The organism is Acidobacteriota bacterium (assembly GCA_016703965.1).
Classification (GTDB): domain Bacteria; phylum Acidobacteriota; class Blastocatellia; order Pyrinomonadales; family Pyrinomonadaceae; genus OLB17.
Genome location: JADJBB010000004.1, coordinates 557,205 through 569,228, shown reverse-complemented (window position 1 = coordinate 569,228; position 12,024 = coordinate 557,205). Strand labels below are relative to the sequence as shown.

Genomic DNA, 12,024 nt, shown 5'->3' with positions numbered 1-12,024 from the left:
GATAAACATAGACAGATTGAGCGGGCCCGAACCGGTACGGGCTGAGCTTCAGCGCGATGTGAAAGGCACAGGCGCCGAGGCTGGCCTGCACGTTGAGAAACGATCACCTGTCAGCGAGGACAAACTGGATATTTCCAGCCGGGCGTCAGAGGTTGGACGACTTGTCGATCAGCTGAAAGCGATGCCGGATACTCGGCAGGAACGGATCGATGCTCTCAGGGAGCAGGTCGCAGCGGGAAATTACCGCCCGACCGGCGACAGCATCGCCGACGCGATTTTAAAGGACGACAGATCCTAACATCGACAGAAAAGGAGAACATCTCTTACTTTCGGCGTCGGCGTACAGGTCTCTTGTCCTTGGAGTAATTAACTCATGCAAGATGATCTAATACGAAAGATAGCCGATCTTATGGCCGAGCAATCGGCCGCCTACACGAGCCTTCAATCGTTAACTTCACATCTGATCGCGGCCCTGACACGCTGCGAACCGACGACGATCGAGTCGCTTTCACGCTCCGGCGAAACCGAAATGTTTCGCATGCGGGCGAGGCTGCTCGAGATAACATCTGCTCTCACCGAATTCGGCAAGTTCCGATCGGATCAAACCGATCCGAAGCCCCTTGACCCCAATGCCCGCGAAGCATTCGAGACGCAGGCAAACAAACTGCTCGAGGCTGCCCGCAGCTACGAGAAGATAGCCGGACGAGCCGCCAGCCTCGCTCTCGGTGGATCATCATTTGCCGCGGCGTCGATCCAGATGTGCGGCGTTCCGCCGTCAACCTATCGGGCTCCTGTCCTGAAGTACAGCAAGGGAGCAACAGCATGAGTATAAATTTTTCAGCGTTCGAGATCGGTCGACGTGCCCTCAACGCCAACCAGCTTGGCATCGAGGTCACCGGGCAGAATATCGCCAATGTGAACACGCCGGGCTACACACGCCGCCGCGTTGAACTCGTCGAATCTGCGTATCAGGGTATTCACGGATTTACGTTAGGTACCGGCGTTTCTATCGCCGGTGTTCATTCCTTTCGAGACATCTTTATTCAATCGAGAATTCAGACCGAAACCGGGATCGCCGGACGCCTGACAGCCGAACGTGACGCCCTCGCCCCGGTCGAAACTGCTCTTCAGGGCAGTGAAAGCGGCGGCCTGCAGAGCTCGATCAATGCCTTTTTCGGAGCTTTTCGCGATCTCGAAGCCAATCCAAATTCCGTACCGCTCCGCTCACTCGTTGGCCAACGTGGAGCGGCATTGGCAAATGCTTTTCATTCGACCGCTCAGAGGCTGGATGATATTCGCTCGATGACCGACTCACAGCTTCGTGCCACGGTGGATGAAATAAATGGCCTTTCAGAGAGGATCGCGGGCCTTAATGAAAACATCCGTTCCGCTGAGGCGGCCGGTGCCGAAGCTTCGAGCCTTCGCGATCAGCGTGATGTTGCCGTTAATCAGCTCGCCGAGCTTACCGGAGCGCGCAGCACGACCAATAATGACGGCACACTGACGTTAACGCTTTCTGATGGCCGTCCGCTTGTTCTCTCGGGAACCGCCAGCAAACTCGAAGTAAATGACACGCCGCCGAACGGTTTAGCTGATATAACGCTCGATGGCGAGCCTGCTGTCTTTAACGACGGTGCGATCGCGGGTCTCCAGAATGCGATCACCGAGGTGACCAAGCAGCTCGACGATCTTGACAGCCTCGCCGCCGCGGTCGTCTCACGTGTGAACACGCTTCACACCTCGGGAACCGATCTCGACGGAAATCCCGGCGTCAATTTCTTTAACGACACACCGGCGGTAACGGCTGCAAATATTTCAATTAACGCGGCCATCACGGGAAATCCACGGCTGATCGTCGCTTCGCCGGTGACCCAACCGGGCCAGACGGGAACGATCGCCGGCCAGATCGCAAACCTGCTTACGGATCAGAACACGACCGCGGGTACTCGGACCGGTTCCATCAGCTCGATCTTTGGTTCGATGATCTCAGACGCAGGTGAGCGCGTGGCTACGGCCGACAACAATCTCCAAACCCAGGCGGCGATCCTTTCCCAGGCAACCGCTCAGCGAGATGCGGTTTCGGGCGTTTCACTCGATGAGGAGGCGATCAACCTTTTGCAATATCAGAAGGCGTTCGAAGCCGCCTCTCGTTTTATCAAGATAGCGGACGAAATGACGCAGATGATACTTTCGCTCGCTCAATGAGGGTTAATGGTGTACTAAAATGAATTTTAGAGTTTCGGACAGCAGATCAACGGCGAACACGACCAGCCGCATTAATTCTCAGCGGAGCCGTCTCAGCACTCTCCAGGAACAGCTTACGACCGGAAAGCGTATCAATCGCGCTTCGGATGATCCGTCTGGAATGGAGATAGTCCTCAATCTTCGCACCTCGCAGACCGAGATCAAGCAGTTTCAGCGGAACAATCAAGCGGCGAATCAAAAACTAGTCGCTGCAGATGACGCGCTCAATACCTACGAAAACGTCCTCGAACGCGTCCGTGTGCTCGTGACCCAGGGCCTCAGCGATACCTCGACACAGGCGGCGAAGAATGCACTCGCGACCGAGATCGAGGCTTTACGCTCACGGATCCTGACAACAGCCAATACCGCGAACAACGGCGAATACCTCTTCGGTGGCGTCCGCCAGAATGAAGCTCCGTTTGACGCGACGACCGCCGTTCCATCAGCAACGCCGACATCCGCCCAGTACATTCAGGTAGAGCCGGGTTCGAAAGCCATAGCCGTGGGCGTAACCGCTGACACGATATTTAGCGACGCTACATCGACCATCTTTACCGATCTGACGAATGCTGTCGCCGCTCTTCGCGGCACGGGGGATGCGGTGGCAGATCGGGCAACCCTCGAGGCTACGAGCTCGCGGCTTGTGATCTATACCGATCAGGTCAACAACGCCCGTTCGATCATCGGGGCGAATATGAACGCGACCGATATCGCGGCTGATTCACTGGCAAGCAACTTCCTTTCATTGGACGGCAGAGCGTCGGATATTGAGTCCGTTGATTTTGCCGAGGCTGCGCTCGGCGTGGCTGATGCCGAGCGTTCGCTTGAGGCAACGCTGCAGCTCGCGGCACGCGGACGGCGTTCGCTTTTTGATTATTTGGGTTAGCTGTGCCAGCTCAGGCATCTAGAAAAAAAAATATGTCCGTTATCACGATCAAGGGAAAAGAAGTTCCCTACGACGAGAATGAGGTCATAACCTTTGCCGAAGGGTTGATCGGAATGCCTGAGATGCGGCGTGCCGTGCTCGTGCCGATCGATGAATTCAAGCCGTTTTGTTGGCTCGCGTCGGTCGAGAGCGAAAAGGCGAGATTCATCGTCGTCGATCCGCATGAGGTTTTCGCGGGTTACGAGCCGTTTCAGGCCGAGCAGGTTGGGGATGCGAGCGTTCAGACGTTCGCGATCGTAAAGGTCTCATCGGATTGGCAGAAAACGACGGTTAACCTGCGTGCGCCGCTCGTCATTAATACGGAAACTCAGATCGGTGCTCAGCTAATTTTGAGCGACAGCAAATACCAGTTTGCTGAGTCTCTGGTGCAGAACTAAATTTTTATGCTCGTCCTATCCCGCCGCAGCGGCCAAAAGATCGTGATCGGAAACGAGGTCGTCGTTGACGTTCTCGGGATCAGCGGCGACGGCGTCCGGCTCGGCATATCGGCTCCGGGCGAGACGTCGGTGCACCGATACGAAGTTTTTGCAGAGATACAGGAAGCGAACCGAGCGGCCGAGGTCGCGGCGGATGATCTTGAGAATCTTGCGCTCGGCAATCTCTCAGAGCTGGTTCGTAAAAATAAAGACAATGAAGCGATTTGATTGGACAATCTGGCTCGGCATCGCGGTCGGAGCAGCGGCGATCATCGGCGGTGCGTGGAACGAGAACCTTAATATCGATGTGCTGTGGCATCCGTCCGCGGCACTTATCGTTTGCGGCGGCACTCTCGGTGCGGTGATCGTTCGCCGCGGGGTTCGCGGCATCACCAGTGCGGTCAAGGCCGTGTGGCACCTTCGCCTGCGGGACGAGGAAGACAAAAATCACAATATCGAGATCGCCAAGCTTGCCTGGCTCTCGCGTTCGGCAAATAAAAACGGCGTGAAAGCTTACGAAGATTACGCCGAAGCGAGCGGTGACGTGCTCGTCGCTCAGGGCTTGATCCTCGTCGCGGACCGCGTAAAACGCGAGCAGATCGAGGAAGTGCTCAAACGCCGCCTCGCTCTGGAATATGACGAAGGCATCCACGATTCGGCGACGATGGATGCCGCCGGCGGCTTTGCTCCGACGTTCGGAATTCTCGGTGCGGTGCTCGGCCTGATCAGCGTGCTGCGCGTTCTGGATAAGCCTGAACTGCTTGGCGTCGGCATCGCCACTGCGTTCGTTGCCACGATATACGGCCTCAGCCTCGCAAACTTGATCTTCTTTCCGCTTGCTGCCAGGCTTCGCGAACGCCACGAATCGCGTATGGCCCGCCGCGAGGAACTGATGTCCGTCATCCTCTCGCTCGTCTCGAACGAAACGCCGCAGGCGATCATGAACCAGTTCAACCTGCCTAAATGAGAAGACGATTTTCCAGAACATTTGACGAGCAGGATCACCGGAACCGCGACCGCTGGCTGGTTTCCTACGCCGATCTCGTGACGCTTCTGCTGGCACTATTTATCGTTATGTACGCTGCGAGTGATAAAGAGCGTGCGAGCAAGATCGTCGAGGGAATGTCGACGATGAGCACAGGCGGCAATGGCATCCTGCCGGGCAATGCGACCGAGAAAACGGACCGTGAGAAGTTTGAGGAAGCCTTGATGGCAAATCCCGTGCTTCTGCAAAAGGCAAAAATGCGGCAGACCAAGGACGGACTCGTTATTTCGCTCTCCGAAGCCGGATTTTTCGCTCCGGGCGAAGCTGTGATCGACACGCAGGCTGACAGCGTCATCGCGACCATTGCAGAATCAGTGAAGGGAGCACCGGCAAAAATCCGTATCGAGGGCCATACCGATTCGACACCGATCTCAAACGCCCGCTATCCATCCAACTGGGAACTTTCGACAGCGAGAGCCGCGTCCGTCCTGATGCGTCTGACCGAAAAGGGTATCGAGCCCGAAAGGCTCTCGGCCGCCGGATATGGCGGCTTTCAGCCGGTGGCAGATAATGCGACGCCTGAAGGCAGAGCGCAGAATCGACGGGTCGACGTCGTGATAATTGGACGTTAAACAAATAACAACAAAGATAAAAATTTTATGAGGAGGCCCTAAAGTAAAAGAAAATTCTTCCGATAAGCCTATGTGCGAATCGCAAATGGCGATTCAATCCTAGTCTAAATTAAAAAACAGATGGCCAAAGCACGGATGCGGCGGTCAGCCAATGTTCACGGAGGAACAAAACTAAAATGGGTAATTTTTCACTCGTAAATAACGTCGCGTCGTCAGGTTCACAATTTCGCCTGCAGACCACCAACACCAACCTGAATAAAACGCTTCAGCGTCTTTCGTCAGGTCTTCGCATCAACAAATCGGGCGATGACGCTGCCGGTTTGGCTATCGCTAACACCTTCCGCAGCGACAGCGCCGTGCTCTCACAGGGCGTTCGTAATGCTAACGACGGTCTTTCAACACTGCAGATCATCGACGGCGGTTTGAACACGATCTCGAATCTTCTCGATCGTGCCGCATCCTTGGCTTCGCAGTCGGCATCGGGAACCTTCAACGGTGACCGCAACACCCTGCAGGCTGAGCTTGGCAAGGTATTTAACGAAATCGATCGTCAGGCGCAGAACATCGGCCTCGGCGGTGCGACCGGAACGGACGAAGGCCGCTTCAACAAAGCGATCAACGTATTCATCGGTGGTGGTGCTAACGCAACCGCAAGCGGCAACAGCGTTGCTATCGACCTCTCGAACAGCCGCGTCGACAAGACGGGCCTCAACCTTAACAATCTGAACATCGGTACCGGAACGGGCAGCGTAACGGGTAACCAGGATATCACCGGCGGTATCGCGACCGCTGAGACGCTTACCTTCCAGACGGTTGGATCGAGCGGCCAGTTGACGACCTTCTCGGTCGCCCTGTCGGCTGGTGCGAGCTCGTCGAACGTTCTGGATACCATTAACAACGATGGTAACGCTCAGAGCGCAGGTATCACGGCTTCGCTCGATACAAACGGCAAACTGGTACTCTCGTCGGCATCCTTCTTCGCAGTTTCGTCGTCCGACGCTGATGGTGCTAACCAGACCGGTATCGCTGGTGCCGGTAGTGCGGTTGGCGATGTCGCGGTCACCGGTGCTGCAAACAGCGTAACGCAGGCGATCACAGCCGGTACGGCTGCCTCTACTCAGTCGCTGAGCTTCACCGGCGAGCAGATCGGCTTCGCGGACGACGCTCAGGATGTGTCGTTTAGTACGTTTGCTGCAGTTTCTGCGGTCAACACCGATACCATTGTTGCTTCGGTTAACAATGATACGGGTCTGCGTGCCGGCGGCGTTTTTGCTGTCAGAACGAAAGCTGACGGCTCTGAGGTCAAATTCGTTTCATTGAACGCTTTCAACCTGACGGTCGGCAGCACAGCAGGTTTGGCGAACGGTACCAACAACATCGACGCGCTTCAGACTCCGACCCCGGCAACCGCAGGTGTTCTCACCGGTGGTGAAGCTGGTGCTCAGGATGCTCTGGCCGCTATCAAGGCTGCTATCGCATCACTTGGTGACGTTCAGGGTAAAGTCGGTGCTGGACAGAACAACCTGGAACAGGCGATCGATCTTGCTTCCACGCAGATCGTTAACTTCCAGGCTGCTGAATCTTCGATCCGCGATGCTGACATCGCTGCCGAGGCTTCCAGCTTGGCCAGACTGAGCACCCTTCAGCAGGCCGGCGTTGCCGCCCTTGCTCAGGCTAACCAGTCGAGCCAGGCCCTTCTCTCGTTGCTCAGATAATTAAAGTTTGGATGCGAAGCTCCCACTTCGCTCCATTAATTAATTGAGCAGGTGAGATATGCGAAGTCCGAAGGCGAAGATATGGTGATGAATCTTCGCCTTCGGACATTTTAGCTTAGCCCATAAGGAGGCATGCTATGCAGACATTAGTCGTAAACAGTCCGGGGGATGTACGCATCCCGCTCGAGGCGGTCAAAGATCCGGCCGTGAGAGCCGCAGCTTTAGTTGAGGTCAAAGAAGCCCAAACCGAGAAGACGCAGGCCGATTCTCAGGAGTTGGCCAGGCTGCAGACAGCATTGGCACAGCACGATATTTCGCTGAAGTTCAGCAAAGACGAGACGACAAATAACATCGTCGTCCAGATGATCGACGGGCGGACGGGTGAGGCGATACGTCAGTTCCCAACCGAGGTCTCGCTCTCTCTCGCAGCGAATTTCATGAAGCTCCAGGGCGTTTTCCTGGACGTCGAAAAGTAAGATAAGGCCGCCGCGAGCGGCGTTAGGCACGAGATTATGGCAACCACGAGTTTTAGCGGAGTCGGCAGCGGTATCGATTTCAGCGTGATCAGAGATGCGATCCTCGATCAGCGGACACGTCCGGTGACGCAGATGCAGACCAAGGTCAGCGAATACAACAGCCGTATCGAGTCTCTAAAACAGCTCAATACGGCACTTGCGGCTTTGACGACCGCATCCGAAGCTCTGATCAACCGCGATCTCGGCAATGGCCGCAGTGCGTCGAGCACAGATAGCTCGATCATCACGGCATCGGCTAACTCGTCGGCAAATATTGGCAGTTTTGATGTTACCGTCGGCCGCCTCGCCTCAAATCTTGCCCAGGCATCGAGGTCATTTTCGTCCACCACGACGGCCGTTTTGGCTGGCGGTGCGACGACCGCAACTTTTGAGCTGCGTAAGGGCGGAGCCGCGACGGGAACCGCGATAACCATCGATTCGCAAAACAATACGCTCGAAGGGCTTCGTGATGCGATCAACGCCGCGAACGCCGGCGTCACGGCAAGCATCGTTGATGTGAACGGCGACGGCACAGGCAATCAGCTCGTTCTCAACTCAAAAGATACAGGAGCCGTCGGCCGCGTCGAGCTGGTCGAAACCACGGCCACCGGAACGCTGACCGATCTTAATATTCGTTCGCTCAATCCGCCGGATGCGGACGTTGCGAAGCTTGACGCACAGCTGACCATCAACGGCCTTTCGATAACGCGTTCGACAAACACAGTTTCTGATGCCGTTGCCGGCGTCACGCTCAATTTGAAAAAGGCCGGTTCGACAAGCGTCGGAGTGACGCAATCGACGGATATCGAGAATAAGCTCCGCGGTTTTATCACCGCCTACAATACCATCCAGGAAGCTATCGCCAACCAATACAAGAAGGACTCAAAAGATCGGCCGACCGGAGTTCTGGCGGGTGATTCAACGATGCGAAACGTCCAGCGCCAGCTTCGTGATGCAACGAGCAGCCTCTCGCTGAACAACGGAGGAGCCTTTACCGCGCTTACCGATCTTGGGATCACAAAGGATGAGAACGGTAACCTCGTGCTCAATTCCGCGACGTTCAACGAAAAGCTTAAAACGAATCCTGACGATGTGAAAGCGCTTCTCTTCGGTGCGGCAGACGCCCAGGAAGGGCTATTCGAAAAATTCAATACGGTCTCAAAAAGCCTGAGCGACAGCATTACCGGCAGCGTGCAGAACGCAATAACCGGCTATCAATCGTCGGTCACCGGGCTGAATGCCCGCATCTCAGACCGTCTCGCCGCCCTCCAGCAGCTAAAGGCGACCCTGACGAAGCGATTCTCGGTAGCCGATGCGGCGATCGGCCAGCTCAACGGGCAGGGGACGGCCCTGGGAAACATTATTACCTCGCTAAATAATGCGAACAAGAATTCGTAACTGACTATGAGCTAAAGGTTTCGAGCGATCAGCCGATATGTTGCTTACGTTCACCCGAACGATAAAAAACATGTACGCTCAACCAAAAGGAATCTCCAGTTACGGCCGGCAGGCAAACACCGAAACCGATCCGATACGTCAGGTCGTGATGCTTTATGACGGTGCTATCAAGTTTCTGAATCTAACGGCTCTCGATATTGAGGCCGGCGATCTGGTCGCAAAAGGTGAACATTCGCGACGGGCTCTCGACATCCTGACGTATTTGCAGTCGATCCTCGATTTTGAAAAAGGCCAGGATGTTGCAGTGAACCTGGATAACCTGTATCGCGCAATTACAGCGATGGTGCTCAAGGCAAGTGCCAAAACGGACGCCCAAATGATGCGAAAGGCAGGCGATCTGCTCGTTCCGGTCCGCGACGCCTGGCAGGTGAATGCAGCAAGTTCAGTAACACCTCCGTCCGGAACGGCCGGGGAAAGCCGCGGTTTTGCAATGGTTGGTTAAAAAATTCTTCTCTGCGGCCTTAGGTTTGCAGCTTAGCGAGTTTGCGGGAAATTATCGTTTAGCACCGCGTCTCTCGCAAAGGCGCAAAGCACGAACGCCAGGAACTCAAAGAAAGAGGTTAGAGACAACGCAGTTATCCGCTGATCTGAGAGATCTGTTATGACGACATCCGATAAGGTCAAGGACAATTCCGAATCGCTGATCGAACTGCTCGGTGCCCAGTGCAGCGACCTCGAACAGCTCCTCGCCCTCGCCCGCCAGGAAACGGCAGCGGCACAGGAAGGCAAATTTCTCAAGATCTGGGACATCGTCTCGGAACGGGCCGCCATCGGCAAACGCCTCGAAACCTATCACCGCCAGATCAGTGAACTCCGCGGCAACCTCGAAGCCGCCGGCGAGAACGTCAACCAATTCGACATCACCAACCGCGTCATCGAACTAGCCAATTCAACCCTAGTCCAGGACCAAAAAACCCGCTCGCTCCTAACCGCCAGCCGCGACCAATCCGCCGAAGCCCTAAAAACCCTAGGCAAAGGCCACGCCAGCAGTAACGCCTACCTAAAAGAAAACACAAAAGGCCTCTCATACAGTCGGAATTTTTGACTGGAGCTCATAACTGGAATGTAAGCGTCGCTGAAATCATGGAATCGCAATAATGCAGGTCTGATGTTATGAAGTTGATTCCATCGGAGTCGAGTGTTAGAAAACACTCAGAGTTTTGACAAGAAACTGACCCGTGGAATCACAGCTCCTCGGGGTTGATTTTCACCCATACGAGCAGACGGCGGGGGGGGGGGGCCCCCCCTCCGACAAGCAGTCTTTGGGCGTTTTATCGCAAGTTTGGAGACGAGGTGGCACCGCTCTTTGAAAACGAAGGAAGTAGGTGATCCGAGGGTCAGGAGCTGCTTGTCCGACACAAGAACGACTCGGGCCCTGGAAGGCACTGAGTAGCGGCCTTTGCGCAACTGCAAAGATGCAAAGACGCCCTCGACGCTCGGGCCCCCACCCCCCCCCAGGCCGCGGACTGGACCCGCTGGAAAAAGCTCCGGCGAGAAGAGAATAGGCTCCCAGCTGGCCGGACTCCGAGGCATCTGCTCCCCCGACTGCGACAGGCACTCGCCGTCGACGCGGCCCCCGAAAGCAAAAGTCGCGCGCCGCAACTGCTCATCAACTGTTACGTCATGCTTCGGACAACATCAGCTACGAACAGTTTGCAACCGGCGGGGCAGTTGGCCTGTGAGGGGTCAGGAGAGGTGAAGAGAAATCTTCAGTCTCTGAAGGTCTGATGGCACGGCCAGCCATCTCGATAAAGCGTCGGGATGAGCCGATCTAGTTTCATGTAGCCAGTTAAATCTGTGCAAATAGATGATGGCACTCGCCACAAACGGCGGTGCGAACTGAAAGTAAATCTAACAATAAAAGGAGGCGGGTTGGTTATTGTCGAAACGAACATGACTTCGAATCACACCAAAACTCGGTGCGACCGACGAAGTGCGCTTGACTCATGGCTTAACTTCATAGATGACCCATTTTTCTGACCCCGGATCCTCGATTTATCAGCCCGGCGGATGTAGTTTTTCGTAATTTTGTCCTATTTTAATCCCAACTTGTCGCAGGTCATCGACTTGTAACCCCAACCACGATCGATCAGTGTTTCGCCGTAAGTTCCGCCGCCCGCGTAGTTCTGATAAAGCCCGATGGGTTCGTAGAAACAGTTACCGCTTTTGAGATTACGAAAGAAGATGATGTAAGTCTGACTAAATTTTCGATATTTCGGGATTCCTAGGTCATTTTTGGTGATCAACCACGAAGCGGATAACGCCGATGCGGCGTAGAATCTTACGACATTCAGATCTGATCCGCCACCATCCGAAAATCCATTGAGATACATGCTCTTTACGCTGGCCTCGGTAAATCCACCCGCTACCGGATTAGATTTCATTGCCCACTCTTTCGGAAGCGGCTCGTTTGCTTTTTTAGCTCGCTCGGCACGGCCGGCAAACTCGTTGGCCAATCTTTCGCCATTCGCACTTATTGCCCTGAAATCACTACCGCGAAATGTGAATGAAAATTCGCCGCCGATCTTTGCCCAAGAAGACGATGGCGTCTCATCTCCTCGAAAATCCGTACCGCGGGCACTGATCTGAACACCCATTTTGTAACTTCCTTCGTCGGCTTTGAGAAGAAAATCATAGATCATACGGGCCGGCTTATTCTCACCGTCATAGATCACGGTTGACGCCTTGTCGGGAGCGGGCAGCAGGTCAAAATCTAGGTACGACTTGTCAAGATCACTCTCGCTGAGAACAACGTAATTGGGACGATAGCTGAGTTTTGTTTGTTCCCCGTTGGCCATATAAAAAACGTTTAGCGGGACAGAATAGCCATCGACACTATCGACTGGCGAACCTTTTTCCACCTTTCTCGGCGGGGCGGGATTCAATATCGACCTCACCGTTCCGCTTTTTAGAACCAGTCTTGCGTAGACAAATTCACTTGACGAAAATGATGCTTTGCTCCCAGCGGTGCCGCCGCCGCTGACAAATGGCTGATCGGAGAAATAAAAAGTGCCAAATGAGCCCTGACGATTGGCGAATGCGTCAGAGATTGCGAGCGATAGTACGAAAATTGCTCCGAAGGTCGTGAGTAGTTTCTTCATTATTGATGTTTC

14 protein-coding genes are annotated in these 12,024 nt (G+C 54.8%); 13 read left to right on the top strand and 1 reads right to left on the bottom strand.

Annotation, left to right across the window (positions count from 1 at the left end; genetic code table 11):
- From flgM to IPG22_05350, 13 genes are all read left to right on the top strand, one after another.
- Positions 1–298, top strand: a 298-nt coding sequence (gene flgM / locus IPG22_05410) for a flagellar biosynthesis anti-sigma factor FlgM (protein MBK6587740.1), incomplete at its 5' end; no start/stop codon positions are given.
- Between the two features lie 75 nt (positions 299–373).
- Positions 374–826: a hypothetical protein gene (locus IPG22_05405; protein MBK6587739.1), complete on the top strand. Its 453-nt coding sequence runs from the start codon at positions 374–376 to the stop codon at positions 824–826.
- Complete coding sequence (gene flgK, locus IPG22_05400) at positions 823–2,205, top strand: flagellar hook-associated protein FlgK (protein MBK6587738.1); 1,383 nt, start codon at positions 823–825, stop codon at positions 2,203–2,205. The genes IPG22_05405 and flgK overlap by 4 nt, the downstream gene beginning before the upstream one ends.
- Before the next feature lie 19 nt (positions 2,206–2,224).
- Positions 2,225–3,130, top strand: a complete 906-nt coding sequence (gene flgL, locus IPG22_05395) for a flagellar hook-associated protein FlgL (GenBank protein ID MBK6587737.1) — start codon at positions 2,225–2,227, stop codon at positions 3,128–3,130.
- 32 nt (positions 3,131–3,162) lie between these two features.
- A complete protein-coding gene (gene fliW / locus IPG22_05390; GenBank protein ID MBK6587736.1) occupies positions 3,163–3,567 on the top strand; it encodes a flagellar assembly protein FliW in 405 nt (134 codons plus the stop codon).
- 6 nt (positions 3,568–3,573) lie between these two features.
- Entirely contained in the window at positions 3,574–3,834 is a 261-nt protein-coding gene (gene csrA, locus IPG22_05385; protein ID MBK6587735.1) for a carbon storage regulator CsrA, read from the top strand.
- The gene (locus IPG22_05380) at positions 3,821–4,573 is read left to right on the top strand and encodes a MotA/TolQ/ExbB proton channel family protein (protein MBK6587734.1); all 753 of its coding nucleotides are present in this window, start codon (positions 3,821–3,823) and stop codon (positions 4,571–4,573) included. The genes csrA and IPG22_05380 overlap by 14 nt, the downstream gene beginning before the upstream one ends.
- Positions 4,570–5,223: an OmpA family protein gene (locus IPG22_05375; GenBank protein ID MBK6587733.1), complete on the top strand. Its 654-nt coding sequence runs from the start codon at positions 4,570–4,572 to the stop codon at positions 5,221–5,223. Before IPG22_05380 ends, IPG22_05375 begins: the two co-directional genes overlap by 4 nt.
- A gap of 176 nt (positions 5,224–5,399) precedes the next feature.
- Entirely contained in the window at positions 5,400–6,938 is a 1,539-nt protein-coding gene (locus tag IPG22_05370; GenBank protein ID MBK6587732.1) for a hypothetical protein, read from the top strand.
- Between the two features lie 137 nt (positions 6,939–7,075).
- On the top strand, positions 7,076–7,414 hold the full coding sequence (locus IPG22_05365) for a flagellar protein FlaG (GenBank protein ID MBK6587731.1): 339 nt from the start codon (positions 7,076–7,078) through the stop codon (positions 7,412–7,414).
- A gap of 36 nt (positions 7,415–7,450) precedes the next feature.
- The gene (gene fliD / locus IPG22_05360; GenBank protein MBK6587730.1) at positions 7,451–8,851 is read left to right on the top strand and encodes a flagellar filament capping protein FliD; all 1,401 of its coding nucleotides are present in this window, start codon (positions 7,451–7,453) and stop codon (positions 8,849–8,851) included.
- Positions 8,852–8,921: 70 nt separating this feature from the next.
- Positions 8,922–9,353: a flagellar export chaperone FliS gene (gene fliS / locus IPG22_05355; GenBank protein MBK6587729.1), complete on the top strand. Its 432-nt coding sequence runs from the start codon at positions 8,922–8,924 to the stop codon at positions 9,351–9,353.
- A 159-nt stretch (positions 9,354–9,512) separates the two neighbouring features.
- Positions 9,513–9,956, top strand: a complete 444-nt coding sequence (locus IPG22_05350) for a hypothetical protein (protein ID MBK6587728.1) — start codon at positions 9,513–9,515, stop codon at positions 9,954–9,956.
- 988 nt (positions 9,957–10,944) lie between these two features.
- On the opposite strand, the gene IPG22_05345 is transcribed toward IPG22_05350, so the two are convergent.
- Positions 10,945–12,012, bottom strand: a complete 1,068-nt coding sequence (locus IPG22_05345; protein MBK6587727.1) for a hypothetical protein — start codon at positions 12,010–12,012, stop codon at positions 10,945–10,947.
- Positions 12,013–12,024 lie beyond the last annotated feature (12 nt).

What these genes read in the sequence shown, in the direction of transcription:
- IPG22_05405 (MBK6587739.1), top strand. Translation starts at nt 374, where the DNA reads ATGCAAGATGATCTAATACGAAAGATAGCCGATCTTATGGCCGAGCAA.
- flgK (MBK6587738.1), top strand. Translation starts at nt 823, where the DNA reads ATGAGTATAAATTTTTCAGCGTTCGAGATCGGTCGACGTGCCCTCAAC.
- flgL (MBK6587737.1), top strand. Translation starts at nt 2,225, where the DNA reads ATGAATTTTAGAGTTTCGGACAGCAGATCAACGGCGAACACGACCAGC.
- fliW (MBK6587736.1), top strand. Translation starts at nt 3,163, where the DNA reads ATGTCCGTTATCACGATCAAGGGAAAAGAAGTTCCCTACGACGAGAAT.
- csrA (MBK6587735.1), top strand. Translation starts at nt 3,574, where the DNA reads ATGCTCGTCCTATCCCGCCGCAGCGGCCAAAAGATCGTGATCGGAAAC.
- IPG22_05380 (MBK6587734.1), top strand. Translation starts at nt 3,821, where the DNA reads ATGAAGCGATTTGATTGGACAATCTGGCTCGGCATCGCGGTCGGAGCA.
- IPG22_05375 (MBK6587733.1), top strand. Translation starts at nt 4,570, where the DNA reads ATGAGAAGACGATTTTCCAGAACATTTGACGAGCAGGATCACCGGAAC.
- IPG22_05370 (MBK6587732.1), top strand. Translation starts at nt 5,400, where the DNA reads ATGGGTAATTTTTCACTCGTAAATAACGTCGCGTCGTCAGGTTCACAA.
- IPG22_05365 (MBK6587731.1), top strand. Translation starts at nt 7,076, where the DNA reads ATGCAGACATTAGTCGTAAACAGTCCGGGGGATGTACGCATCCCGCTC.
- fliD (MBK6587730.1), top strand. Translation starts at nt 7,451, where the DNA reads ATGGCAACCACGAGTTTTAGCGGAGTCGGCAGCGGTATCGATTTCAGC.
- fliS (MBK6587729.1), top strand. Translation starts at nt 8,922, where the DNA reads ATGTACGCTCAACCAAAAGGAATCTCCAGTTACGGCCGGCAGGCAAAC.
- IPG22_05350 (MBK6587728.1), top strand. Translation starts at nt 9,513, where the DNA reads ATGACGACATCCGATAAGGTCAAGGACAATTCCGAATCGCTGATCGAA.
- IPG22_05345 (MBK6587727.1), bottom strand. Translation starts at nt 12,012, where the DNA reads ATGAAGAAACTACTCACGACCTTCGGAGCAATTTTCGTACTATCGCTC.